The sequence below is a fragment of the Streptomyces sp. WAC05374 genome (genome assembly GCF_004353505.1).
In the GTDB taxonomy this organism is placed as follows: Bacteria; Actinomycetota; Actinomycetes; order Streptomycetales; family Streptomycetaceae; genus Streptomyces.
Genome location: NZ_SMNQ01000006.1, coordinates 71,869 through 94,340, shown reverse-complemented (window position 1 = coordinate 94,340; position 22,472 = coordinate 71,869). Strand labels below are relative to the sequence as shown.

Sequence of the window (22,472 nt, the reverse complement as noted above, 5' to 3'; positions counted from 1 at the left end):
GTATCCCCAGGCGGGCCGCAGCGCCCGCGCCCGGGGCGGCCGGGGGCCGGGGCGCATGTCCCGGGCCCCGGGCCGCCCCGGGTGTCATGGCCTTACGCGGCCGTCACAGCGTGCGCAGCAGCACCGCCGGTTGCTCCACGCAGTCGGCCACGTACCGCAGGAAGCCGCCCGCCGTTCCGCCGTCGCACACCCGGTGGTCGAAGGTCAGCGAGAGCTGCACGACCTGGCGGACGGCCAGTTCGCCCTGGTGCACCCACGGCTTGGGGATGATCCGGCCGACGCCCAGCATCGCCGCCTCGGGGTGGTTGATGATCGGCGTCGAGCCGTCGACCCCGAACACGCCGTAGTTGTTGAGCGTGAACGTCCCGCCCGTGAGGTCGGCCGGGGTGAGGGTCCCCGCCCTGGCGGCCTCGGTCAGCCGGGCGAACTCCGCCGACAGGGACTCCGCCGTCCGGTCCTGCGCGTTGCGCACGACGGGGACGACCAGGCCGCGGTCGGTCTGCGCCGCGAAGCCCAGGTGGACCTCGGGCAGCCGCACGATCTCCCGGCTGGCCATGTCCACCGTGGAGTTGAGCTCCGGGTGGCGGGCGAGCGCGGCGGTGCAGATGCGGGCGAGGAGGGCCAGCAGGGAGACCTTCGGCCCCCCGGCCGCGTTCATCGCGGCGCGCGCGGCCATCAGCTCGGTGGCGTCCGCGTCGACCCAGCACGTCGCGTCGGGGATCTCGTGCCGGCTGCGGGACAGCTTGTCGGCGACCGCCCCGCGTACGCCGCGCAGGGGCACCCGCTCACCGGCGACGGCCTTGCCCGCCGGCGCGGGGGTGGCCGGCGCGGTGGGCGCGGCAACCTGGGCCGTCACCGCCCGTTCCACGTCGGCCCGCAGGATCAGCCCCTCGGGCCCGGAGCCCCGGACCCGGCGGAGGTCGACGCCCTTCTCCCGGGCCAGCTTCCGCACGAGCGGCGAGATGACCGGCACGGGCCCGTCGACGGACACGGGAGCCGGGGCGGCGGCCACCGGGGCGACCGTCACCGGGGCGGCGGCCGCCGGGGCCGTGGCCACCGGGGCGGGCGCCGTCGCCGGGGCGGGCGTCTCGCGCCGTACCCGCCGCCTGCGCGCCGCCGGGGCGGCCGTGCCGTACCCGACGAGCACGTTCCCGGAACCCTCCCCGTCCGAGGCGGCCGGACCGGCCTGACCGGCCGAACCCGAACCGGTCGTGTGCGAGGTGCCGTTAGCGCCGGACGCCGCGTGCGCGGCCGAGCCGTCCGCCGCCGACGTCGCGCCCACGGCCACGGTCAGCAGCGGGGCGCCGACGGGCAGTTCCGTGCCCTCCTCGCCGTACCGCGCGGTCACCACGCCCCCATAGGGGCACGGCACCTCGACCATGGCCTTGGCCGTCTCGACCTCGACGACGGGCTGGTCGACGGCGACGACGTCCCCGACATTCACCAGCCAGCGCACGATCTCCGCCTCGGTGAGGCCCTCACCGAGGTCGGGCAGCTTGAATTCCAGTACCTGGGCCATCAGCTCTCCGCCTCCCACTGGAGCCGCGCCACCGCGTCCAGGATCCGGTCCACGCCCGGCAGGTGGTGCCGCTCCAGCATCGGCGGCGGGTAGGGGATGTCGAACCCGGCCACCCGCAGCACCGGCGCCTCCAGGTGGTGGAAGCACCGCTCCGTGATGCGCGCGGCGATCTCCCCGCCCGGTCCGCCGAAGCCGGTCGACTCGTGGACGACGACCGCGCGCCCCGTGCGCCGCACCGACGCGCAGACGGTCTCGTCGTCGAACGGCACCAGCGACCGCAGGTCCACGACCTCCAGGTCCCAGCCCTCCGCCTGCGCGGCCTCGGCCGCCTCCAGGCACACCGGCAGGGACGGACCATAGGTGATCAGCGTGGCGCTGCGTCCGGTACGCCGCACCACCGCGCGCCCTATGGGCTCGACCGGGTCGGGGGCGTCCGGCGACCACTGGGCCTTCGACCAGTACAGCCGCTTGGGCTCGAGGAAGACGACCGGGTCGTCGGAGGCGATGGCCGCCCGCAGCAGCCCGTAGGCGTCGGCGACCGTCGCGGGCGTGACGACATGGAGCCCCGGAGTCGCCATGTAGTACGCCTCGGACGAGTCGCTGTGGTGCTCGACGCCGCCGATCCCGCCGCCGTACGGCACGCGCACGACGATCGGCAGCGGCATCGCGCCCCTGGTCCGGTTCCGCATCTTCGCGACGTGGCTGAGGAGCTGCTCGAACGCCGGGTAGGCGAAGGCGTCGAACTGCATCTCGACGACCGGCCGCAGCCCGTACATCGCCATGCCGACAGCCGTGCCGAGGATGCCGGCCTCGGCGAGCGGGGTGTCCGTGCAGCGGTCCTCCCCGAACTCCTTGGCGAGCCCGTCGGTGACCCGGAAGACGCCGCCGAGCGTGCCGACGTCCTCGCCCATGACGTGGACGGTCGGATCCTCGGCCATCGCGTCGCGCATGGCGCGCTGGAGGGCCTGCGCCATGGTGGCGGGCTTGGTGGCGGCCTTGGTGGCCGCCTTTGCCACGGTCGTCATCACGCATCACCCTCGGCGTCGAGCTCGGCGCGCAATTGGGCGGCCTGCTCCCGCAGTTGTGCCGTCTGCTCCGCGTACACGTGCGTGAACAGGTCCATCGGGTCCAGCTCGGCGTCCGCGTTCATCCGCTCCCGCAGCCGCGCGGCCATCGTCTCGGCGTCCTCGGCGGCCTGCCGTATGCCGTCCTCATCGAGCAGGCCGCGTTCGGTCAGCTCCTGCTCCAGCAGCCGGATCGGGTCGTGGGCGCGCCAGGCCTCGACCTCGCCGTCGCCCCGGTACCGGGTGGCGTCGTCGGCGTTGGTATGGGCGTCGATGCGGTACGTCACGGCCTCCACGAGCGTGGGGCCGCCGCCGCGCCGGGCGCGGGCGACCGCCTCGGAGAGCACCTGGTGCACGGCCGCCGCGTCGTTGCCGTCGACGAGCCGGCCCGGCATCCCGTACCCGACGGCCTTGTGGGCGAGGGAGGGCGCCGCGGTCTGCTTGGCGAGCGGGACGGAGATCGCGAAGCCGTTGTTCTGGACGAGGAAGACGACCGGGGCCTGCCAGACCGCCGCGAAGTTCAGCGCCTCGTGGAAGTCGCCCTCGCTGGTGCCGCCGTCGCCCACCATGGCGAGGGCCACCACGTCGTCGCCCTTGAGGCGGGCCGCGTGGGCCAGGCCCACGGCATGCGGGAGCTGGGTGGCGAGCGGGGTGCACAGCGGGGCGACGCGGTGCTCGCGCGGGTCGTACCCGGTGTGCCAGTCGCCCCGCAGCAGGGTGAGGGCCTGGACCGGGTCCAGGCCGCGTGCCACGGCCGCCAGGGTGTCGCGGTACGACGGGAAGAGCCAGTCCCGGTCCTCCAGCACCAGGGCGGCGGCGACCTCGCACGCCTCCTGGCCGGTGCTCGACGGGTAGACCGCCAGCCTGCCCTGCTTGGTGAGGGCCGTCGCCTGCGTGTTGTACCGGCGGCCGCGCACCAGCTCGGCGTAGAGCCGGCGCAGCAGCTCGGGCGCGAAGCCGGCCGCGGCGTCCGTGCCCAGCACCCGGTACGGCTCGGGGTCCGGGAGCAGCGGTGCGGGGTCGGTGCGCGGCTTCCACGCCGGGGGCGGGGTGGGCCGGTAAGAGGCCGCACCTGGCAGCTCTTGGACCGTCATGACAGCACCTCCTCGTGGGAGCGGGCACAAGACCCGAAGGGGGACGCGACTGTGACGCGCCTCACCTACCGATTGTTCGGTCGTGGCGGCATTTTGGCTACAGGCACCATCAGCCTGTGGACAAACGGTTCTCCACAGCCTGGGATAGAGACAGGTCGTCCATGGAGGAGAGGCGGGGGGACATGGGAGCTGAACAAATGGCCGACGGCGGGGATCAGGGCCGGCCGGCCGGCGAGCACCAGGCGCCCCCGCGGCCGCTCGACGCGATCGACCGCGACATCCTCCGCATCCTCCAATCGGACGGCCGCGCCTCGATACGCTCCGTGGCCGACCGTGTCCACGTGTCACGCGCCAACGCCTACGCGCGGATCAACCGGCTCATCGAGGACGGGGTGATCCGCGGCTTCAGCGCACGGGTCAATCACGAGCGGGCGGGGCAGGGCGCCTCCGCGTACATCACGCTCAAGATCGTGCAGAACTCCTGGCGCACCGTCCGCGAGCAGCTCCAGGCCCTGCCGGGAGCGGCGCACATCGCCCTGGTGAGCGGGGACTTCGACGTGCTGCTGCTGGTGCACACGCCGGACAACCGGACGCTGCGGGAGCTGGTGCTGACCAGGCTCCAGGCCATCCCGGAGGTGCTGTCCACCCGGACGCTGCTGGTCTTCGAGGAGACGGACCTCAACCGGCGGGCCCTGACGGACGAGATCTGACGGACGAGATCCAGCGGACGAGATCCGGCGGACGGGAGCCGGCGGGCGAGATCCGGCGGACGGGAGCGGACGGACAGAGCGGACGGCAACCGCCGTCCGGCCCGCCCGCCGGCCCGGCGAACGTGCCCCGTGGGGCACCTGGCGCCGCGGCGCCGGGGCGGGCTCAGTGGCTGGTGCGCAGCCCGTCGAAGGCCATGTGGACGACGGTGTCGACGACCTGCCGGCGCTCGGCGTCGCCGCCGGGCTGGGGCCGGTACCACTCCACCAGCGAGTTGACCATGCCGAAGAGCAGCCGGGTGGCCACCCGTATGTCCACGTCGGTACGGAGGTCGCCGTCGGCGGCGGCGGCCTTCAGCAGGTCGGCGACCCGGTGGTCGAACTCGCGGCGCCGCTCCAGGGCCCACCGCTCGGTCTGGGTGTTGCCGCGGACGCGGAGCAGCAGCGTCACGTACGGCAGTTCGTCCATCAGGACCTCGACGGTGCGCCGGGTCACGTACTCGACCCGCTCGATGGCCCGTCCACGCGCGGCGCCGGGTTCGTCGAGGACCGCGAAGAGGCCGTCGAGGGCGCGGCTGACGGCACGCCGCAGCAGTTCCTCCTTGCCGGCGACGTGGTGGTAGATCGAGGACTTGGAGATGCCGGCCGCCTTGGAGAGGTGCTCCATGGAGGTGCCGTCGTAGCCGCGCTCGTTGAAGACCCTGACGGCGACGGAGAGCAGCGTGTCGGGGGTGTACGTGTCGCGCTTGGCGGTGGTCATCGGCGGTCCTGGCCCTTCATGGCGGCGCTCTCCTCGTGGTCCTTGCGGACGACGCCGAGGCAGGGGGCGTAGCGGCCGGTCGGGTAACACTCGTGCAGGGCGCGCAGCACGTCGCCGACGTACTCGTAGCCGAGCAGTGCCGCCCACTCCAGGGGGCCGGCCGGGTAGTTGACGCCGAGGCGCATGGCCGTGTCGATGTCCTCGGCCGTGGCGACGCCGCGCTCGACGGCGTCCACGGCGAGGTCGACCAGCATGGCCACCGTACGGGCGACGATCATGCCGGGGACGTCGCCGATCACGGAGACGTCCTTGCCGAGCGCCTGGAAGAGGCCGACGGCCTCCCGGAGGGTCTCGGCCGAGGTGGAGGGGGCGGTCGACAGGGCGATGCGGGTGGCGGTCGTGTAGTCGTGGGCGAGATCGAAGTAGACGATCTCGTCGCCCGCGTACTCGAAGGAGGTCTCACCGTCCGCGAGACCGAGCTGTCCGCCGCCCGGAAGGGTGAGGTGCCTGCCGTGCTTGCGGCGGCGGACCTTGATCCCGGCCTGTTCGATCAGGGCGACGAGCGGCTCGGCGTGACCGAGGTGGCCGTGGACGGTCACCGACGCCGGCGCGGGGGCCGGTTCCTCCGTACGGGGAAGCGGCCGCTCGGCGCCCTCGGCGTACGAGTACCAGCCGTGACCCGTCTTGCGGCCCAGGCGCCCGGACTCGACCAGGCGCCGCTGGGCGAGGGACGGGGTGAACTTGGGGTCCTGGTAGAAGGCGTCCCAGACGGACCGGGTGACGGCCTCGTTGACGTCCTGCCCGATCAGGTCGGTCAGCTCGAAGGGGCCCATCCGGAAGCCGCCGCTCTCGCGCAGGACGGCGTCGATGGTGGCCGGGTCGGCGGCCCGCTCCTCGTACAGGCGCAGCGCCTCCGCGTAGAAGGGGCGGGCGATGCGGTTGACGATGAAGCCCGGGGTGTCGGCGCAGCGCACCGGCGTCTTGCCCCACTCCTTGGCGGTGGCGTACGCGCGCGTGGCGGCGCTGTCGTCGGTGGCGAAGCCGCTGACGACCTCGACCAGCGGAAGGAGGGGCGCCGGGTTGAAGAAGTGCAGTCCGACGAAGCGGCCGGGCAGCCGCAGGGCTCCGGCGATGGCGGTGACGGACAGCGAGGAGGTGTTGGTGGCGAGCAGGCAGTCGTCCGCGACGATCTTCTCCAGCTCGGCGAAGAGCTCCTGCTTGACCGTGAGCCGCTCGACGATCGCCTCGATCACGAGGGCGGCGTCGGCGAGGCCGTCGAGGCCGTCCGCCACGTGGAGCCGTCCGGTGGCCGCGTCGCGGTCCTCCGGCGACATCCGGCCTTTCTCGACGAGCCGGTCGAGCCGTCCGGTGATGGCTTCGGCGGCCAGCCCCGCGTGGCCGGGCACGGCGTCGTACAGGCGTACGGGGTGGCCGGCGACCAGCGCCACCTGGGCGATGCCCTGGCCCATGGTGCCGGTGCCGACGACCGCGACGGTGCGGCTGCGCTCGATGGCCTTGTTGTCGGTCATGACAGTGATCCTCCCCGATGAGTTGTCCACAGGTTCGGGAGGCCCCCTTGTCCCGACCGATCGTTCGGTTACTCTAGCTCTGTCCGCCTGTCCCTGCCCAGCTCGACGAGGAGTTGGTCCGTCATGGCCGCCGCTCAGCTCACCACCGACCACCTGACCGAGAGGCACCGCTCCACGCTGGAACAGGCCCTCGAAGCCATCCGCACGCGGGCCTACTGGTCCCCGCACCCCGAGCACCCGAAGGCCTACGGGGAGAACGGCTCCTTGAGCGCCGCCGACGGCCTGGAGGCCCACAAGGCCACGCTCGGCGCCCGCTTCGAGCTGGACCAGCCCGGCACGGACGGCTGGACGGGCGGCGAGATCTCGCCGTACGGGCCGGAGCTCGGCATCGAGTACCCGCACGCGGACCTGGACGTCCTGCTGCCCGCCATGCGCGCGGGCATGGGCGCCTGGCGGGACGCGGGTCCCGAGACCCGCGCGCTGGTCTGCCTGGAGATCCTGGCCCGCATCAACGCCCGGACGCACGAGTTCGCCCACGCGGTGATGCACACCAGCGGGCAGGCGTTCATGATGGCGTTCCAGGCGGGCGGGCCGCACGCGCAGGACCGCGGCCTCGAGGCGGTGGCGTACGCGTACGCGGAGCAGGTCCGCACCCCGATGGTGGCCGAGTGGTCCAAGCCGCAGGGCAAGCGCGACCCGCTGGAGCTCCGCAAGGCGTTCACCCCGGTTCCGCGCGGCATCTCGCTGATGATCGGCTGCAACACCTTCCCGACGTGGAACGGCTACCCGGGCCTGTTCGCCTCCCTGGCCACGGGCAACCCCGTGCTGGTCAAGCCCCACCCCCGCGCCGTGCTCCCCCTGGCGCTGACCGTCCGGGTGGCGCGCGAGGTCCTCGCCGAGGCGGGCTTCGACCCGAACCTGGTCGCGCTGGCCGTCGAGCGGCCCGGCGAGGGCATCGCCAAGGAGCTGGCCGTCCGCCCCGAGATCCGGATCATCGACTACACCGGCTCGACCTCCTTCGGCGACTGGCTGGAGGCCAACGCCCGCCAGGCGCAGGTCTACACGGAGAAGGCCGGCGTCAACACGGTCGTCATCGACTCCACGGACGACTACAAGGGCATGCTGTCCAACCTGGCCTTCTCGCTGTCCCTCTACAGCGGCCAGATGTGCACCACCCCGCAGAACCTGCTGATCCCCCGCGACGGCATCTCGACGGACGCCGGACCCAAGCCGTACGACGAGGTGGTCTCCGATCTCGCCGGCGCGGTGGGCGGACTGCTCGGCGACGACGCCCGGGCGAACGCCCTGCTGGGCGCCATCGTCAACCCCGATGTGAAGGCCCGGCTCGAGGCCGCCGCCGGGCTCGGCGAGGTCGCCCTGGCCTCGCGCGAGGTGACCAACCCCGACTTCCCCGGTGCCGTCGTCCGTACGCCGGTCGTCGTCAAGCTCGACGGCTCCAAGCCGGACGCGGAAGCCGCGTACATGTCCGAGTGCTTCGGCCCCGTCGCCTTCGCCGTCTCGGTCGAGTCGACCACCGACGCGCTGGAGCTGCTGCGGCGCACGGTCCGCGAGAAGGGCGCGATGACGGTCGGCGCGTACACGACCTCGCCGGACGTCGAGCGTGCCGTCGAGGAGGTCTGCCTGGAGGAGTCCGCCCAGCTCTCGCTGAACCTGACGGGCGGGGTGTACGTCAACCAGACGGCGGCGTTCTCCGACTTCCACGGCTCGGGCGGCAACCCGGCGGCCAACGCCGCCCTGTGCGACAGCGCCTTCGTGGCCAACCGCTTCCGGATGGTGGAGGTCCGCCGCCCGGCGTGATCACCGGGCGTGAGCCCGGCATGATCGCCGGGCTCACGCCTCCGGCGAGGAGATCTCCGCGTACCGCTGCACCCAGGCGTGCATGGCGATCGCCGCGGCGGCACCCGCGTTGATCGACCGGGTGGACCCGAACTGGGCGATCGAGCAGACCATCGCGGCGTGCTTGCGGGCCTCCTCCGTGAGGCCCGGGCCCTCCTGCCCGAACAGCAGCACGCAGCGGCGCGGCAGCTCGGTCCGCTCCAGCGGCACGGCGCCGGGGAGGTTGTCGATCCCGATGATCGGCAGCCCTTCGGCGTCCGCCCAAGCGGTCAGCGACTCGGTGTCCGGGTGGTGGCGCACGTGCTGGTACCGGTCGGTGACCATGGCGCCGCGCCGGTTCCAGCGCCGCCGGCCCACGATGTGCACCTGCTTCGCCAGGAAGGCGTTGGCCGTCCGGACGACGGAGCCGATGTTGAAGTCGTGGCCCCAGTTCTCCACCGCCACGTGGAAGTCATGGCGCCGGGTGTCCAGGTCGGCGACGATCGCCTCGCGCCTCCAGTACCGGTAGCGGTCGACGACATTGCGGCGGTCGCCGTCGGCGAGCAGCTCGGGGTCGTACCGCTCGTCCTCCGGCCACGGCCGGGGGTGCGGGCCGACGCCGATCTCGTCGCCGTAACCGTCGTCGTACTGGAGGGGGGTCTCGCTGCTCACCCCACGAGGGTACGGGGGGCGGGCTCCTCCGCGGCGGGCCGCTGCGGCACCGTCCCGGTCCGGGACAGCAGCCGGTCACGGCCACGCCGCACGCGGGCGCCCAGCCAGACCAGGAAGACGGTCGGCAGGAACACCGCGTCGGCGGCGATCATGGCCAGCGAGAAGAACGGCAGCCCGAGCAGCAGCGCGATGCCCGCGTGCTCCAGGATCATCGCCACCAGCAGCACGTTCTTGACCCGCCGGTTGAAGAGCGTGAAGGGGAAGGCGACCTGCACGATGACCGTGCCGTACGTCAGCACCATGACCATCAGCCCGCTGGCGGCCAGCACGTCGGACAGGAACGGCCAGGGCGTGAAGTAGTCCAGCTTGAGCGGGTAGTACAGCGCGGTGCCGTCCTGCCAGCGCGAGCCCTGGATCTTGTACCAGCCGGCCGTGGCGTAGATGAGGCACACCTCGGCCATGATCACGCCGAGGGCGGCGTTGTGCACCAGGTTGGCGAGGACGTCGGCCAGGACGCGCGGCTGGCCGGGCGCGTACCGGTTCACCAGCCACCACACGCCCTGTGCGGCCCACAGCAGCCACATCAGCACCAGCAGCCAGATCTCACCGGTGCGGCCGATGAACAGCGTCGCCGCCACCAGCCCGAAGGCAAGCACCCCCCACAGCACGGGCCCGAGCACGTCACGCCGGGGCTCCGGACGGGCGGCCCTGCGGGCGTCCAGGGACCAGACCCGGTTGCACCGGGTCAGCACGAGGTAGAGGGCCATCAGGTGGATGACGTTGTCGCCGCCGTCACCCATGAAGATGGACCGGTTCTGGAGGGACAGCACGCCCACCATGAACAGCACCGACATGGTGCGGGTGCGCCAGCCGACCAGCAGCGCGGCGCTGGACAGCACGGCGAGCGCGTACACGGCCTCGAACCACAGGGCGCTGTCCGACCACATCAGGACCGTGAAGGCGTGGTTGTTGGCGATGAGCTGCTGGCCCATGTCCCACGACCAGGGGCCGTCGGGCCCGTACAGCTCGTGACGGTGCGGGAACTCGCGCAGCAGGAACAGCAGCCAGGCGGCGGCGAAGCCGATGCGCACCACGGCGGTCTGGTACGGGCCGAGGGCCGTGCCGGTGACCCGCTGGATGGCGCGGGCCAGCCGGCGGTCGAGCGGCTCGGCCGGGCGGGTGCGCTCGCGGTCCCGGAGGCCACCGCCGTGGGGGCGGGGGGCGTCCTGGGCACGGGAATCGTGTGGGGTGCGGGGGCCGTCCTGGGCGCGGGGGCCGTCCTGGGCGCGGGGGTCGCTCGCGGTCACTGGTCCGCCTCCGTACGGCCGCCGGTCACGCCACCGGACAGGTCGGCGGCGGTCACGGTCCACCACGGGAGCACCCGGTAGTAGGGCCGGGTGTCGGTCTTCTCGTCGCTCCAGACCGGAGCCTCCACGCCCTGCGTGGCCGAGCGAAGCTGGATCCGCTCGATCCTGCCGTCCAGCTCGCGGGTCTCCAGCCGCAGCATGGCGATCCGCCGGACGTAGCGCTCGGAGAGCTGCCCGCGCAGTCCGTTGGGGCGGTTGTCGTTGGTGTGCGAGTTCACGTAGAAGTCCCACCCGCGGCGGAGCTCGTTCTGGTTCACATGGCTGGGGAGGAGGTTGCCGCGGATCGCTTCCCCGTCGTCGCCGGAGAGGTCGAACCACCCGGTGGTCCTGCGCCGGCCGTCGACACCGACGACTTCCGCGCGGGCGTGGACGGCGATGTTCTGCTGGAGCGGGTTGGGGGCGAAGAGCTTCCAGTTCTGCTCGAACTCGGGGAAAACCCAGTCGTCCACCGCCTGGCCGTGCTGCTTGGTCAGCGTGTTCGAGGGCGCGACGTGCAGGAACGCCATGGCCAGGTGGACGCAGGCGAACATCCCGACGACGGCGAGCGACACGGCCGCCACCACTTGGTACGGCAGCGACAGCGCGGCTATCCCCACGCCCGCCCCTGGCGGGTCGCCACCCCCGGGGCCGCCCGCCGACACCTGCCGGGGCGGCTCCCCGGCCTCTCCGGCCTCCCCGGCCCCGTCGCCGTCCGGCCCGGTCTCTCCGGCTCCCTCACCGTCCGGCCCGGCCCCGTCGCCCCCGTCGCCCCCGTCTTCGGCGACCGCCCACCGCGGGGTGCTCCCCAACGACGCGGTACCAGGCACGGGGCCGCCGTGCGGTGCGGCGGTGGACGGGGGCGTCACCCGGTCGGCGCAGGCGGGGGCGGCGGATGCGTGGCCGGGGGCGGCGGCGGGGGCGGGCCCGGATCCCGGGCGGGACGCCGGGCCGGCAGCGTCGGTGGTCGCGGCGGCGGCCGGAGGGTTCACGGCGGCGGAGCCTTCCGTGCCGGTGGCGCGCCCCTCGCGACCACCTGCCTCCTTGTCGTACGAGTCCATCCCGCCCCGTCCCCGTTCACGATCGATCCACCGGAGTTATCCACAGGGTTGACACCATACGGGCCGCCGACTCACCATTGAAGTCATTCAACCGAACGATCGGTCGGTAGGGGGCCCGATGACTGCAGTGACTGCGGACACGCAGGAGGCGTACGAGGCGGTGTTCGACGCCGCCGTGGCCGCCGACGAGCGGATCGAGCCGCGCGACTGGATGCCGGACGCGTATCGCGCCACGCTCGTGCGGCAGATCGCCCAGCACGCGCACTCGGAGATCATCGGCATGCAGCCGGAGGCGAACTGGATCACACGCGCGCCCTCGCTGCGGCGCAAGGCGATCCTGATGGCCAAGGTGCAGGACGAGGCGGGGCACGGGCTGTATCTCTACAGCGCCGCCGAGACGCTCGGCACCAGCCGCGACGAGCTGCTGGACAAGCTCCACACCGGCCGCCAGAAGTACTCGTCGATCTTCAACTACCCCACGCTGACCTGGGCCGACGTCGGCGCGATCGGCTGGCTCGTGGACGGCGCGGCGATCACCAACCAGGTGCCGCTGTGCCGCTGCTCCTACGGTCCCTACGCCCGCGCGATGGTCCGGATCTGCAAGGAGGAGTCGTTCCACCAGCGCCAGGGGTACGAGTCGCTCCTCGCCCTCTCGCGCGGCACGCCCGAGCAGCACGCGATGGCCCAGGACGCGGTGAACCGCTGGTGGTGGCCGTCGCTGATGATGTTCGGCCCGCCGGACGACGAGTCCTCGCACTCGGCGCAGTCCATGGCCTGGAAGATCAAGCGGCACTCCAACGACGAGCTGCGCCAGCGGTTCGTCGACATCTGCGTCCCCCAGGCGGAGACGCTGGGCCTCACCCTCCCCGACCCGGACCTCCGGTGGAACGAGGAGCGGGGCCACTACGACTTCGGCCCGATCGACTGGACCGAGTTCTGGGACGTCCTCAAGGGCAACGGGCCCTGCAACGAACAGCGCATCACCCAGCGGCGCCGCGCCCACGAGGAAGGCGCCTGGGTCAGGGAGGCCGCGGCGGCGTACGCGGCGAAGCACGGGGAGGCGACGGCATGACCACCAGCGACTGGCCGCTCTGGGAGGTGTTCGTGCGCTCGCGCCGGGGACTGTCCCACACCCACGCGGGAAGCCTGCACGCGCCGGACGCGCAGATGGCGCTGCGCAACGCCCGCGACCTCTACACCCGCCGCAATGAGGGCGTTTCCCTCTGGGTGGTGCCGTCAGCGGCGATCACCGCCTCCTCGCCCGACGAGAAGGACCCCTTCTTCGAGCCGTCCGCGGACAAGCCCTACCGGCACCCGACCTTCTACGAGGTCCCGGAAGGGGTGAAGAACCTGTGACCGCCACCGCGAGCAGCGCCGCCGCGCTCGCCCTCGGCGACGACGCCCTGGTGCTGTCGCACCGGCTGGGGGAGTGGGCGGGCCACGCCCCCGTGCTGGAGGAGGAGGTCGCGCTCGCCAACATCGCCCTGGACCTGCTGGGCCAGGCGCGTGTGCTGCTGTCCCTCGTCGGTGACGAGGACGAGCTGGCCTACCTCCGCGAGGAGCGGGCCTTCCGCAACGTGCAGCTCGTCGAGCAGCCGAACGGCGACTTCGCCCACACCATCGCCCGGCAGCTCTACTTCTCCACCTACCAGCGGATGCTGTACGGCCGCCTGGCCACGGCCGGCGACGGCGGCGGTGAGCTCACCGGGCTCGCGGCCAAGGCGGTCAAGGAGGTCGCCTACCACCAGGACCACGCCGAGCAGTGGACGCTGCGCCTGGGCGACGGCACCGCCGAGAGCCACGAGCGCATGCAGCGGGCCTGCACGGCCCTGTGGCGGTTCACGGGCGAGCTGTTCCAGCCCGTGGCGGGGCTGGACGTCGACTGGCAGGAGCTGGAGTCCGACTGGCTGGCGTCCGTGACGGGGGTGCTGGAGCGGGCCACGCTGACCGTTCCGGACGGCCCCCGGTCGGGTGCCTGGGCGGCCGGCGCGGGGCGCCAGGGCCTGCACACGGAGAGCTTCGGCCGGATGCTGGCCGAGATGCAGCACCTGCACCGCAGCCACCCGGGGGCGTCATGGTGACCGGCACGGCGGACCTCACGGCGCTGGAGGAGGAGCTGAGCCGGCTGGCCGGTTCGGTCCCCGACCCCGAGCTGCCCGTGCTGACGCTGGAGGAACTGGGCGTCCTGCGCGGGGTGCACGTCCTCGCCCCCGGCCGGGTGCGTGTCGAGCTGACCCCGACGTACACGGGCTGCCCGGCCGTCGAGGCGATGTCGTCCGACATCGAGCGGGTGCTGCACGAGCACGGCATGGCGGACGTCTCGGTCGTCACGGTCCTCTCCCCCGCCTGGTCGACGGACGACATCAGCGCCGAAGGGCGCCGCAAGCTGGCCGAGTTCGGCATAGCGCCGCCCCGGCACCAGGGCGGCGGCGACGGACCGGTACCGGTCACGCTGGCCATCCGCTGCCCGCACTGCGGCTCGACCGACACCGAGCTGCTGAGCCGCTTCTCCTCCACCGCCTGCAAGGCGCTGCGCCGCTGCACCGCCTGCAGCGAACCGTTCGACCACTTCAAGGAGTTGTAGATGTTCCATCCGCTCCGGGTGAGCGAGGTCGAGCGGCTCACGGACGACTCGGTCGCCGTCACCTTCCAGGTGCCGCCCGAGCTGCGCGAGACCTTCCGCCACATCCCCGGCCAGCACCTCGCCCTGCGCCGCGAGAGCGCCGCCACGGGCGAGGAGATCCGCCGCACGTACTCGATCTGCTCCCCCGCCGCCCCACAGGGCGAGGACCCGGTGCTAAGGGTGGGCATCCGCCTGGTGGACGGCGGCGAGTTCTCCACGTACGCCCTCAAGGAGCTCGCGGTCGGCGACACGGTCGACGTGATGGAACCGATGGGCCGGTTCCTGCTCCCGCCGCGCCCCGGGACCTTCGCGGCGATCGTGGGCGGCAGCGGGATCACCCCGGTGCTCTCCATGGCCTCGACGCTGCTGGCCCGTGAACCGGAAGCCCGGTTCTGTCTGATACGCAGCGACCGTACGGCCGCCTCGACGATGTTCCTGGACGAGGTCGCCGACCTCAAGGACCGGTTCCCCGACCGCTTCCAGCTCGTGACCGTGCTCTCGCGCGAGGAGCAGCAGGCGGGTCTGCCGTCCGGTCGGCTGGACCAGGAGCGGCTGGCCGGGCTGCTGCCCGCGCTGCTGCCGGTCGACGAGGTGGACGGCTGGTTCCTGTGCGGGCCGTTCGGGCTGGTCATCGCCGCCGAGCGGGCCCTGCGGGGCCTCGGCGTGGAGCGTGGCCGTATCCACCAGGAGATCTTCCACGTGGACGACGGTTCCTCACCGGCGGCCGTGCGGGCCGCGGCGATACCCGCGCGCGCCACGCTCACCGCGACCCTCGACGGCCGGTCCGGCACCTGGCCGGTCCAGGAAGGCGAGTCGCTGCTGGAGACGGTGCTGCGCAGCCGCGCGGACGCGCCGTACGCCTGCAAGGGCGGCGTCTGCGGCACATGCCGCGCCTTCCTGGTGACCGGCGAGGTCCGGATGGACCGCAACTACGCGCTGGAGAGCGAGGAGACCGACGCGGGGTACGTGCTCGCCTGCCAGTCGCACCCGGTGACACCGGAGGTGGAGCTCGACTTCGACCGCTGACGCCGGCCGGGCCCGGTTCCGCCGGGCCCATTCACTTCCCCTGAAACCTGTTCTATCTTGACGGACCGTCAGATACCGGAGCGGGCGCGGGGAGGCACGGGCTGTGGACTTCACCTTCAGCGAGGAGCAGCAGGCGGCCGTCGAGGCGGCCAAGGCGGTCTTCTCGGGCGTCGCGCCCGACGGCGTGCCGAGCCCGGCGCTCACACCGGGCGCGGTGGCCGAGGACTTCGACCGCATGCTGTGGGACCGGCTCGCGGCCGCGGACCTGCTGAGCCTGGTGCTGGCACCCGCGCACGGCGGTGCCGGCCTGGACCCCGTCGCGCTCTGCCTGGTGCTGCGCGAGTCGTCCCGGGTCCTGGCCCGGGTGCCGCTGCTGGAGACCAGCGCGGTGGCGATGGCCGTGGAGCGCTTCGGTCACCCCGACATGGCGGCCGAGGTGCTCCCGCCGGTGGGGCGCGGCGAGCTGGTGCTCACGGTGGGCGCCAACGGCCGCAGCGGCCACGACCCGGCCGAGGCCGCGGTGACGGCCCGCCGGGACGGTGACCACTGGCTGCTCGACGGCGTGCAGACGGCCGTCCCCTGGGCGCGGTCCGCGGACCGTGTCGCCCTTCCGGCGCACACCCCCGACGGCCGGGTGGTCATCGCCCTGGTCTCCCCCGGCCACGAGGGGGTCGCCCTCGCCGACCAGGTCTCCACGAGCGGGGAAGCGCTCGCCGAGGTACGGCTCGACTCCGTACGGGTCCCCGCCCGCGCGGTGATCGACCACGAGGGTGCCTGGGAGTGGCTGCGCGGTCTGCTCACCACCGGGACGTGCGCTCTGGCGCTGGGCCTGGGCGAAGCCGTGCTCGCCATGACCGCGGCGTACACGGGCAAACGCGAGCAGTTCGGGTTCCCGATCGCCACGTTCCAGGCGGTCGCCGTCCAGGCCGCCGACCGGTACATCGACCTGCGCGCCATGGAGGTGACCCTCTGGCAGGCGGCCTGGCGGATCGGCTCGGGGGCCACCGGGGCGCTGCCCGCCTCCGGGGACATCGCCGTGGCGAAGATCTGGGCCTCCGAGGGCGTACGACGAGTCGTGCAGACGGCCCAGCACCTGCACGGTGGCTTCGGCGCGGACACCGACTACGCGCTCCACCGCTACCACGCCTGGGCCAAGCAACTGGAACTGTCCCTCGGCCCGGCCGCCGCCCACGAGGAGGCGCTCGGCGACCTGCTGGCCGCGCACCCCCTGAGCTGACGGCCCGGCGCGCCCGGGCCCCGGCGGCTTCCGGCACCGGCGACCGGCGACCGGCGAGCAGCGGCCAGCGAACGCCGGCCAGCGGCCGACGACCGGCGACCGGCGACCGGCGACCGGCTACAGGACCGAGGCGGGGCTGCCGTCGTCGGTGACCATGGGGCGGCCGGCGCCTTCCCAGGCGAGCATGCCGCCGTCGATGTTCACGGCGTCGATGCCCTGCTGCACCAGATACTGGGTGACCTGGGCCGACCGGCCGCCGACGCGGCACATCACATACGCACGGCGCCCGTCGGCGACCGCCTCGGTCACCTCACCGAAGCGGGCCACGAAGTCGCTCATCGGCACGTGCAGCGCGCCCTCGACATGCCCGGCCGCCCACTCGTCGCTCTCACGGACGTCGAGCACCAGCCCGTCGGCCGGGACGGAGGCGACGTCCACGGTGGGCAGCGTTGCGAAGTTCATGGGTCAGGCCTTCTCTCGGGGGGTCTCTCGTCGGTCTCTCGTCCGTGCGCCGGTCGCCGGTACCACCTCCCGACGCTACTGCACGAGCGCCGCGAGCTCCGCCTCACGCTCGGCGACCTGCGCCAGCAACTGCTCGGCGATCTCCTCCAGCAGCCGGTCGGGGTCGTCCGGCGCCATCCGCAGCATCGCGCCGATCGCGCTGTCCTCCAGGTCCCGCGCCACCACGGTCAGCAGTTCCTTGCGCCGGGCCAGCCATTCGAGCCTCGCGTACAGCTCCTCGCTCTCGCTGAGCTCGGTGGCCGTCGGAGCGGGACCCGCCGCCCATTCCTCGGACAGCTCCCGCAGCAGCGCCTCGTCCCCGCGCCCGTAGGCGGCGTTGACCCGGGTGATGAACTCCTCGCGCCGCTGCCGCTCCGTCTCGTCGCGCGCCAGGTCGGGGTGCGCCTTGCGGGCGAGCTCGCGGTAGAGCTTGCGCGCCTCGTCGCTCGGCCGCACGCGCCGGGGCGGCTGCACCTGCCGGTCGGTGAGCATCGCGGCGGCCTCGGGAGACAGGCCGTCCGCGTCCATCCAGTCACCGAACAGCTCGTCGACACCCGGCATCGGCATCACCAGCGCCCGCGCGGACTGGGCCTTGAGCACGTCCTCCGGATCGCCGGTACGGGCGGCCCGGGCCTCCGCGATCAGGGCGTCCAGCTCGTCGAGCCGCGTGTACATCGGGCCGAGCTTCTGGTGGTGCAGCCGGGAGAAGTTCTCCACCTCCACCCGGAAGGTCTCCACCGCGATCTCGAACTCGATCAGTGCCTGTTCCGCCGCGCGCACCGCCCGTTCCAGCCGCGCCTCCGGGCGCTCCGCCTCACCGGCCGCGCCCGAGGTCGCCTCACCGGCCGCGCCCGAGGTCGCCTCACCGGCGTCGCCGGGCGTCGCCTCGGCGGCCGTGTCGGGGGTCGGAGCACCGGTCACGTCGTCGTTCGGGGTCGTCACCCGACCAGCGTACGGGCGACCGGGCCCCGCCCGTCACACCCCCAGCTCGGCGGCTATGCGCCCGGCCCGGACCGCCGCGAGCAGCTCGGCGTGGTCCGCCTCCGTCCGGTCCGCGTACGCCACGGCGAACGTCGCCATCGCCTCGTCCAGCTCGTCGTTCTTGCCGCAGTACCCGGCGAGCAGCCGCGGGTCGGCGCTGTGCGCGTGCGCCCGGGCCAGCAGGGCGCCGGTCATCCGCCCGTAGTCGTCGACCTGGTCGGCTGCGAGCGCCGCCGGGTCCACGCTCCCCTTCCGGTTGCGGAACTGGCGCACCTGGTACGGCCTGCCGTCGACGGTCGTCCAGCCCAGCAGGTTGTCGCTGACGACCTGCATCCGCTTCTGCCCGAGGACCACGCGCCGCCCCTCGTGCGCCACCTCCGCCACGGGGAAGCCCACCCTCGGCAGGTACGGCAGCAGTGCCGAGGGCCGCGCCTCCTTGACCTGGAGCACCAGCGGCTCGCCCCGGTGGTCCAGCAGCAGCACCACGTACGACCGCGTGCCCACGCTTCCCGTGCCCACGACCCGGAACGCCACGTCATGGATCGCGTACCGCGCGAGCAGCGGCAACCGGTCCTCCGGCAGCGTCTCCACGTAAGCGCCCAGCGACGCGGCCACCGCGGCCGCCTCCGCGTCCGGCACCCGGCGCAGCACCGGCGGCGCGTCCACGAACCGCCGCCCGCCGTCCGGGCACTCCTCCGTCGCCTTGGCGGCGAACCGGGCGCTGGTGTTGCCGCGCGCCTTCTCCGAGACCCTCTCCAGCGTGCCGAGCAGGTCCCGGGCGTCGGTGTGCGAGACCAGCTCCTCGTCCGCGATCGCGTTCCAGGCGTCCAGCACCGGCAGCCTGGCCAGCAGCCGCATGGTCCGCCGGTAGGCGCCCACCGCGTCGAAGGCCGCCGCCCGGCACACGTCCTCGTCCGCGCCCGCCTCCCGCCCGGCGAGCACCAGCGACGTCGCGAGCCGCTTGACGTCCCATTCCCAGGGGCCGGTCACGGTCTCGTCGAAGTCGTTCAGGTCGATGACCAGCCGGCCACGCGCGTCGCCGTACAGCCCGAAGTTCGCCGCGTGCGCGTCCCCGCATATCTGCGCGCCGATCCCGGTGACCGGCGTCCCCGCCAGGTCGTGCGCCATCAGCCCGGCGGACCCGCGCAGGAACGCGAACGGCGTGGCGGCCATCCTGCCCACCCGTATCGGCGTCAGCCCGGGCACCCGGCCCCGGCTCGACTCCTCCACCGCGCGCACCGCGTCCGGCCGGTCCTCCGTGAGCCGCAGCGTGCCGTGCGAGGACCGGGACACCTTCTCCCGCAGCGCCTTGCCCCGCGCCTTGGGCGAACCGGACCCGCCCAGGTCCCCGTCCACGGCGGGGGCGAACCCCGGCACCGCCGGTATGCGCACGCCGCCACCGGCACCGCGCTGCGCCGGAACCGCTGTCCGCTTGTCACCCATGAGGCCCGCCCCCGTTCACCATCGCCCAGTTGCCCCCGACGGTACCTCCGCCACGGTCCACCCGTCCCGGCCTGTGGATAACGGAGCGCAGCCGCGGTACCCGGGGGAACCGAGGCCCCTGCCGTTGCGCCGTACAACCGAAGCGGGCCGAGGGAAGCACGACAGCCACGGGGCAAGGCGGAGGTGACCCCTACATGTCAGCCGGACGCGAGGAGTCGGTCGACACCATCCAGCGGGAGCTGACGGCGTTCGCCCGCCGTGCCCGCGCCACGGCGGCGAGGCTCCACCCCGAGCTGTCGCTCGTCTCGTACACGCTGCTGTCGCACATCGACGAGCGGCACGGCTGCCGTGCCACCGACCTCGCCGCCCACTACATGCTCGACAAGTCGACCGTGAGCCGGCAGGTCGCCACCCTCGAGAAGCTCGGCCTCGTCGAGCGCCGCCCCGACCCCGCCGATCACCGTGTCCAGGTGCTGCACCCGACCGAGGCGGGCACGCGGGCCCTGTCCTCCACCCACGCCAGCCGCCGCGCCGCCTACCAGGAGCGCCTCGCCGACTGGTCCGCCGAGGATCTCGACCGCTTCGCCGCCTACCTGCTCCGCTACAACCGCGACGCCTGACCGCCGAAGCGCGCGCCCGAGGCACGGGCCCGAAACGCGCGCCCGAGGCGCGGGCCGAAGCGCGCGGCCGACGAGCACCCCTTGAGACCTTGCTCACACGGCACGCACCGTCACGCGCACCCGACGCGCGCACCAGTGGCGCGCACCCGTCGCACAGACGTGCCCGGACACAGCAGAACGGGTGGCATCGTGATCGATGCCACCCGTTCCTGGTGGTGCGCGAGGGGGGAGTTGAACCCCCACGCCCTTGCGGGCACTGGAACCTGAATCCAGCGCGTCTGCCTATTCCGCCACCCGCGCATTGGGTGTTGCCGCTTGGTTTTTCACCGTTTTCCCGGTGCGTCCCCCTGGCGACATCTGAAGATTAGCACGCCGCGGGAGGTGGATTCACATCCGTTTGTTTCGGGCACCCCGACGGCGAACAGAGAGGGGAAGGGACGAGCCGAGGGGAGAGGAGGCCGCCGTACGAACCGGAACCGAACCGGAACGCCCGGGCCACCCATCGACCCCCGCCCACGGCGCCTTACGTGCCCCACGCGCCCCACTCGCCCCCGCGGCCTCACAGAGCCACCCGTACCCGCCCCATGGAGCCGCCCCGCACCCACCGCACCCACCGCACGGAGCCCCACGAGCAGAACGACGAAACGCCACACACGGACGCCACACACAGACGTCTCACACAAACCTCACCGCCCCGGCACCCGGGCAACCACCCGGGCATCCACCCCCCACGCCGCAGACGCCCGCCCACCCGACACCCGACACCCGACGCCGCAGACAGAACAGACAGAACAGGGGAAGGGGACACGGGAACGACTTCCCTTCGTACCCACTCCTCCAAGGTGCACCTCAGGTGCGGGACACTGTCTGGAGGGCGCCTCTACGATCCCTGTGAGAGGTGACACTCATCCACAGGCCAGAGAAGGGGAACCAGCCGATTTCCCGACGCGTGGATACGATCAGTAAGCAGTACCAGGACGGCAACGACGGAGGAGGTGCCCCATGGGAGTCCTGAAGCGTTTCGAGCAGCGTCTCGAAGGTCTGGTCAACGGCACCTTCGCCAAGGTCTTCAAGTCCGAGGTCCAGCCCGTCGAGATCGCGGGCGCCCTCCAGCGCGAGTGCGACAACAACGCCTCGATCTGGAACCGCGACCGGACGGTCGTCCCGAACGACTTCATCGTGGAGCTGAGCGCGCCGGACTACGAGCGCCTCAGCCCCTACTCGGGCCAGTTGAGCGACGAGCTCTCCGGCCTGGTGCGCGACTACGCCAAGCAGCAGCGGTACACCTTCATGGGCCCGATCAAGGTCCATCTGGAGAAGGCGGACGACCTCGACACGGGTCTGTACCGGGTGCGCAGCCGGACGCTCGCGTCGAGTACGTCACAGTCCCAGGCCCCGGCCGGGCCCGCGGGCCACTCCGCCGCGCCCGCCGGCGGCCGCCCCGGTGGGTACGGCTACCCTCCCACCGGTGCCCCTCCGATGCCGGCGGCCCCGCCGCCCGGTATGAACCGTCCGCCCGCCGCAGGCCGCCCGCCGGGTGCCGCGGGCCCCGTGCCCGGCGCCCAGGTGCGCCGCTGGATCGAGATCAATGGCACCCGCCACCAGATCTCCCGCCCGACGCTGGTGCTGGGCCGCAGCACCGAGGCCGACGTGCGGATCGACGACCCCGGCGTATCGCGCCGCCACTGCGAGATCCGGACCGGAACGCCCTCGACGATCCAGGATCTCGGGTCCACCAACGGCATCGTGGTGGACGGACAGCACACCACCCGCGCTACGCTCCGCGACGGCTCGCGGATCGTCGTGGGCAGTACCACCATCGTTTACCGGCAAGCCGAAGGGTGAAGCGGGGGCAATGTCAGAGCTGACCCTCACGGTCATGCGGTTGGGTTTCCTCGCCGTACTGTGGCTGTTCGTCATCGTGGCCGTTCAGGTCATCCGCAGCGACCTGTTCGGTACGCGCGTCACGCAGCGGGGTTCGCGCCGCGAGAGCGCGCGTCCGCAGCAGGCCGCCCGCCAGCAGGCCGCGCCGCCGCAGCAGCGCCAGCAGTCCGGCCGCCAGCGGCGGGGGGCCCCGACCAAGCTGGTCGTCTCCGAGGGCACCCTCACGGGCACCACGGTCGCCCTCCAGGGGCAGACGATCACCCTGGGACGTGCGCACGACTCCACGATCGTCCTGGACGACGACTACGCGTCCAGCAGGCATGCCAGGATCTACCCGGACCGTGACGGCCAGTGGATCGTCGAGGATCTCGGGTCCACCAACGGCACGTATCTCGACCGGACCCGACTCACCACCCCGACACCGATTCCGCTGGGCGCGCCGATCCGCATCGGCAAGACCGTCATCGAGCTGCGGAAGTAGTACGACAATGAGCGAGCGGAGCGAGCGAGCCGCAGCGGTGCCCACAGGTGACCGGCACAGGCTCCCGACCGGAGGGTGGGCAGTGTGGCTC

Annotated in this window: 22 protein-coding genes and 1 tRNA gene; 11 read left to right on the top strand and 12 right to left on the bottom strand. The window is 72.9% G+C overall.

What is annotated here, in order from left to right; genetic code table 11:
• Window positions 1–103: 103 nt before the first annotated feature.
• The 3 genes from E2B92_RS14570 to pdhA are packed head-to-tail and all read right to left on the bottom strand — an operon-like array spanning window position 104 to window position 3,677.
• Window positions 104–1,519, bottom strand: coding sequence for a dihydrolipoamide acetyltransferase family protein (locus E2B92_RS14570; protein ID WP_126884128.1), 1,416 nt, complete (start codon window positions 1,517–1,519; stop codon window positions 104–106).
• The gene (locus E2B92_RS14565; protein ID WP_126884129.1) at window positions 1,519–2,544 is read right to left on the bottom strand and encodes an alpha-ketoacid dehydrogenase subunit beta; all 1,026 of its coding nucleotides are present in this window, start codon (window positions 2,542–2,544) and stop codon (window positions 1,519–1,521) included. Before E2B92_RS14565 ends, E2B92_RS14570 begins: the two co-directional genes overlap by 1 nt.
• Complete coding sequence (gene pdhA, locus E2B92_RS14560; RefSeq protein WP_126884130.1) at window positions 2,544–3,677, bottom strand: pyruvate dehydrogenase (acetyl-transferring) E1 component subunit alpha; 1,134 nt, start codon at window positions 3,675–3,677, stop codon at window positions 2,544–2,546. The genes E2B92_RS14565 and pdhA overlap by 1 nt, the downstream gene beginning before the upstream one ends.
• A gap of 197 nt (window positions 3,678–3,874) precedes the next feature.
• Between pdhA and E2B92_RS14555 the strand changes: the two genes are divergently transcribed.
• Complete coding sequence (locus tag E2B92_RS14555; protein ID WP_126884140.1) at window positions 3,875–4,387, top strand: Lrp/AsnC family transcriptional regulator; 513 nt, start codon at window positions 3,875–3,877, stop codon at window positions 4,385–4,387.
• A 163-nt stretch (window positions 4,388–4,550) separates the two neighbouring features.
• Here E2B92_RS14555 and E2B92_RS14550 read toward each other — a convergent pair whose 3' ends face one another.
• Together E2B92_RS14550 and E2B92_RS14545 are read right to left on the bottom strand one after the other, a co-directional pair.
• Window positions 4,551–5,144 (bottom strand): TetR/AcrR family transcriptional regulator, encoded by a 594-nt coding sequence (locus E2B92_RS14550; RefSeq protein ID WP_126884131.1) that lies wholly within the window; start codon window positions 5,142–5,144, stop codon window positions 4,551–4,553.
• Complete coding sequence (locus E2B92_RS14545) at window positions 5,141–6,673, bottom strand: 3-hydroxyacyl-CoA dehydrogenase (protein WP_126884132.1); 1,533 nt, start codon at window positions 6,671–6,673, stop codon at window positions 5,141–5,143. Before E2B92_RS14545 ends, E2B92_RS14550 begins: the two co-directional genes overlap by 4 nt.
• 123 nt (window positions 6,674–6,796) lie before the next feature.
• Here E2B92_RS14545 and paaN point away from each other — a divergent pair, with 123 nt between their 5' ends.
• Window positions 6,797–8,491 carry a phenylacetic acid degradation protein PaaN gene (paaN, locus tag E2B92_RS14540; protein ID WP_126884133.1) on the top strand — a complete coding sequence of 565 codons (1,695 nt, stop codon included), beginning with the start codon at window positions 6,797–6,799 and terminating at the stop codon, window positions 8,489–8,491.
• 33 nt (window positions 8,492–8,524) lie between these two features.
• Here paaN and E2B92_RS14535 read toward each other — a convergent pair whose 3' ends face one another.
• The 3 genes from E2B92_RS14535 to E2B92_RS32980 all read right to left on the bottom strand — a co-directional run bounded on the left by E2B92_RS14535 (window position 8,525) and on the right by E2B92_RS32980 (window position 11,585).
• On the bottom strand, window positions 8,525–9,181 hold the full coding sequence (locus E2B92_RS14535) for a TrmH family RNA methyltransferase (protein WP_126884134.1): 657 nt from the start codon (window positions 9,179–9,181) through the stop codon (window positions 8,525–8,527).
• Window positions 9,178–10,332 (bottom strand): HTTM domain-containing protein, encoded by a 1,155-nt coding sequence (locus E2B92_RS14530; protein WP_126884141.1) that lies wholly within the window; start codon window positions 10,330–10,332, stop codon window positions 9,178–9,180. Before E2B92_RS14530 ends, E2B92_RS14535 begins: the two co-directional genes overlap by 4 nt.
• 152 nt (window positions 10,333–10,484) lie before the next feature.
• Window positions 10,485–11,585, bottom strand: a complete 1,101-nt coding sequence (locus E2B92_RS32980) for a DUF5819 family protein (RefSeq protein ID WP_200836926.1) — start codon at window positions 11,583–11,585, stop codon at window positions 10,485–10,487.
• Window positions 11,586–11,703: 118 nt separating this feature from the next.
• Here E2B92_RS32980 and paaA point away from each other — a divergent pair, with 118 nt between their 5' ends.
• The 6 genes from paaA (at window position 11,704) to E2B92_RS14495 (ending at window position 16,471) form a co-directional block, all read left to right on the top strand.
• Window positions 11,704–12,657, top strand: coding sequence for a 1,2-phenylacetyl-CoA epoxidase subunit PaaA (gene paaA, locus E2B92_RS14520; RefSeq protein ID WP_126888795.1), 954 nt, complete (start codon window positions 11,704–11,706; stop codon window positions 12,655–12,657).
• The gene (gene paaB / locus E2B92_RS14515) at window positions 12,654–12,941 is read left to right on the top strand and encodes a 1,2-phenylacetyl-CoA epoxidase subunit PaaB (RefSeq protein WP_126888794.1); all 288 of its coding nucleotides are present in this window, start codon (window positions 12,654–12,656) and stop codon (window positions 12,939–12,941) included. The genes paaA and paaB overlap by 4 nt, the downstream gene beginning before the upstream one ends.
• Window positions 12,938–13,666, top strand: coding sequence for a 1,2-phenylacetyl-CoA epoxidase subunit PaaC (gene paaC / locus E2B92_RS14510; RefSeq protein ID WP_126888793.1), 729 nt, complete (start codon window positions 12,938–12,940; stop codon window positions 13,664–13,666). Before paaB ends, paaC begins: the two co-directional genes overlap by 4 nt.
• A complete protein-coding gene (paaD, locus tag E2B92_RS14505; RefSeq protein WP_126888792.1) occupies window positions 13,660–14,169 on the top strand; it encodes a 1,2-phenylacetyl-CoA epoxidase subunit PaaD in 510 nt (169 codons plus the stop codon). Before paaC ends, paaD begins: the two co-directional genes overlap by 7 nt.
• A complete protein-coding gene (locus E2B92_RS14500; RefSeq protein WP_126888791.1) occupies window positions 14,170–15,234 on the top strand; it encodes a 2Fe-2S iron-sulfur cluster-binding protein in 1,065 nt (354 codons plus the stop codon).
• A 103-nt stretch (window positions 15,235–15,337) separates the two neighbouring features.
• Window positions 15,338–16,471 (top strand): acyl-CoA dehydrogenase family protein, encoded by a 1,134-nt coding sequence (locus E2B92_RS14495; RefSeq protein ID WP_126888790.1) that lies wholly within the window; start codon window positions 15,338–15,340, stop codon window positions 16,469–16,471.
• Between the two features lie 117 nt (window positions 16,472–16,588).
• Here the strand turns inward: E2B92_RS14495 and E2B92_RS14485 are convergent, their stop codons facing one another.
• The 3 genes from E2B92_RS14485 to E2B92_RS14475 form a co-directional block, all read right to left on the bottom strand.
• Entirely contained in the window at window positions 16,589–16,933 is a 345-nt protein-coding gene (locus tag E2B92_RS14485) for a rhodanese-like domain-containing protein (protein WP_126888789.1), read from the bottom strand.
• A gap of 75 nt (window positions 16,934–17,008) precedes the next feature.
• Window positions 17,009–17,914 (bottom strand): J domain-containing protein, encoded by a 906-nt coding sequence (locus E2B92_RS14480; RefSeq protein WP_126888788.1) that lies wholly within the window; start codon window positions 17,912–17,914, stop codon window positions 17,009–17,011.
• A gap of 33 nt (window positions 17,915–17,947) precedes the next feature.
• Entirely contained in the window at window positions 17,948–19,396 is a 1,449-nt protein-coding gene (locus E2B92_RS14475; RefSeq protein WP_126888787.1) for a DUF2252 domain-containing protein, read from the bottom strand.
• A gap of 194 nt (window positions 19,397–19,590) precedes the next feature.
• Here E2B92_RS14475 and E2B92_RS14470 point away from each other — a divergent pair, with 194 nt between their 5' ends.
• The gene (locus E2B92_RS14470; RefSeq protein WP_126888786.1) at window positions 19,591–20,016 is read left to right on the top strand and encodes a MarR family winged helix-turn-helix transcriptional regulator; all 426 of its coding nucleotides are present in this window, start codon (window positions 19,591–19,593) and stop codon (window positions 20,014–20,016) included.
• A 213-nt stretch (window positions 20,017–20,229) separates the two neighbouring features.
• On the opposite strand, the gene E2B92_RS14465 is transcribed toward E2B92_RS14470, so the two are convergent.
• Window positions 20,230–20,316: transfer RNA gene (locus E2B92_RS14465), tRNA-Leu, on the bottom strand.
• Window positions 20,317–21,018: 702 nt separating this feature from the next.
• On the opposite strand from E2B92_RS14465, the gene E2B92_RS14460 reads away from it, so the two are divergent.
• Complete coding sequence (locus E2B92_RS14460; RefSeq protein ID WP_126888657.1) at window positions 21,019–21,861, top strand: FhaA domain-containing protein; 843 nt, start codon at window positions 21,019–21,021, stop codon at window positions 21,859–21,861.
• Between the two features lie 10 nt (window positions 21,862–21,871).
• A complete protein-coding gene (locus E2B92_RS14455; protein ID WP_126888656.1) occupies window positions 21,872–22,381 on the top strand; it encodes an FHA domain-containing protein FhaB/FipA in 510 nt (169 codons plus the stop codon).
• Window positions 22,382–22,472 lie beyond the last annotated feature (91 nt).

Excerpts from the sequence above, each read along its gene's own strand:
- E2B92_RS14570 (WP_126884128.1), bottom strand. The coding sequence starts at position 1,519 with ATGGCCCAGGTACTGGAATTCAAGCTGCCCGACCTCGGTGAGGGCCTC.
- paaB (WP_126888794.1), top strand. The coding sequence starts at position 12,654 with ATGACCACCAGCGACTGGCCGCTCTGGGAGGTGTTCGTGCGCTCGCGC.
- E2B92_RS14475 (WP_126888787.1), bottom strand. The coding sequence starts at position 19,396 with ATGGGTGACAAGCGGACAGCGGTTCCGGCGCAGCGCGGTGCCGGTGGC.
- pdhA (WP_126884130.1), bottom strand. The coding sequence starts at position 3,677 with ATGACGGTCCAAGAGCTGCCAGGTGCGGCCTCTTACCGGCCCACCCCG.
- paaD (WP_126888792.1), top strand. The coding sequence starts at position 13,660 with ATGGTGACCGGCACGGCGGACCTCACGGCGCTGGAGGAGGAGCTGAGC.
- E2B92_RS14485 (WP_126888789.1), bottom strand. The coding sequence starts at position 16,933 with ATGAACTTCGCAACGCTGCCCACCGTGGACGTCGCCTCCGTCCCGGCC.
- paaN (WP_126884133.1), top strand. The coding sequence starts at position 6,797 with ATGGCCGCCGCTCAGCTCACCACCGACCACCTGACCGAGAGGCACCGC.
- E2B92_RS14545 (WP_126884132.1), bottom strand. The coding sequence starts at position 6,673 with ATGACCGACAACAAGGCCATCGAGCGCAGCCGCACCGTCGCGGTCGTC.
- E2B92_RS14555 (WP_126884140.1), top strand. The coding sequence starts at position 3,875 with ATGGCCGACGGCGGGGATCAGGGCCGGCCGGCCGGCGAGCACCAGGCG.
- E2B92_RS14470 (WP_126888786.1), top strand. The coding sequence starts at position 19,591 with ATGTCAGCCGGACGCGAGGAGTCGGTCGACACCATCCAGCGGGAGCTG.
- E2B92_RS32980 (WP_200836926.1), bottom strand. The coding sequence starts at position 11,585 with ATGGACTCGTACGACAAGGAGGCAGGTGGTCGCGAGGGGCGCGCCACC.
- paaA (WP_126888795.1), top strand. The coding sequence starts at position 11,704 with ATGACTGCAGTGACTGCGGACACGCAGGAGGCGTACGAGGCGGTGTTC.
- E2B92_RS14455 (WP_126888656.1), top strand. The coding sequence starts at position 21,872 with ATGTCAGAGCTGACCCTCACGGTCATGCGGTTGGGTTTCCTCGCCGTA.
- E2B92_RS14550 (WP_126884131.1), bottom strand. The coding sequence starts at position 5,144 with ATGACCACCGCCAAGCGCGACACGTACACCCCCGACACGCTGCTCTCC.
- E2B92_RS14565 (WP_126884129.1), bottom strand. The coding sequence starts at position 2,544 with ATGACGACCGTGGCAAAGGCGGCCACCAAGGCCGCCACCAAGCCCGCC.
- E2B92_RS14460 (WP_126888657.1), top strand. The coding sequence starts at position 21,019 with ATGGGAGTCCTGAAGCGTTTCGAGCAGCGTCTCGAAGGTCTGGTCAAC.
- E2B92_RS14500 (WP_126888791.1), top strand. The coding sequence starts at position 14,170 with ATGTTCCATCCGCTCCGGGTGAGCGAGGTCGAGCGGCTCACGGACGAC.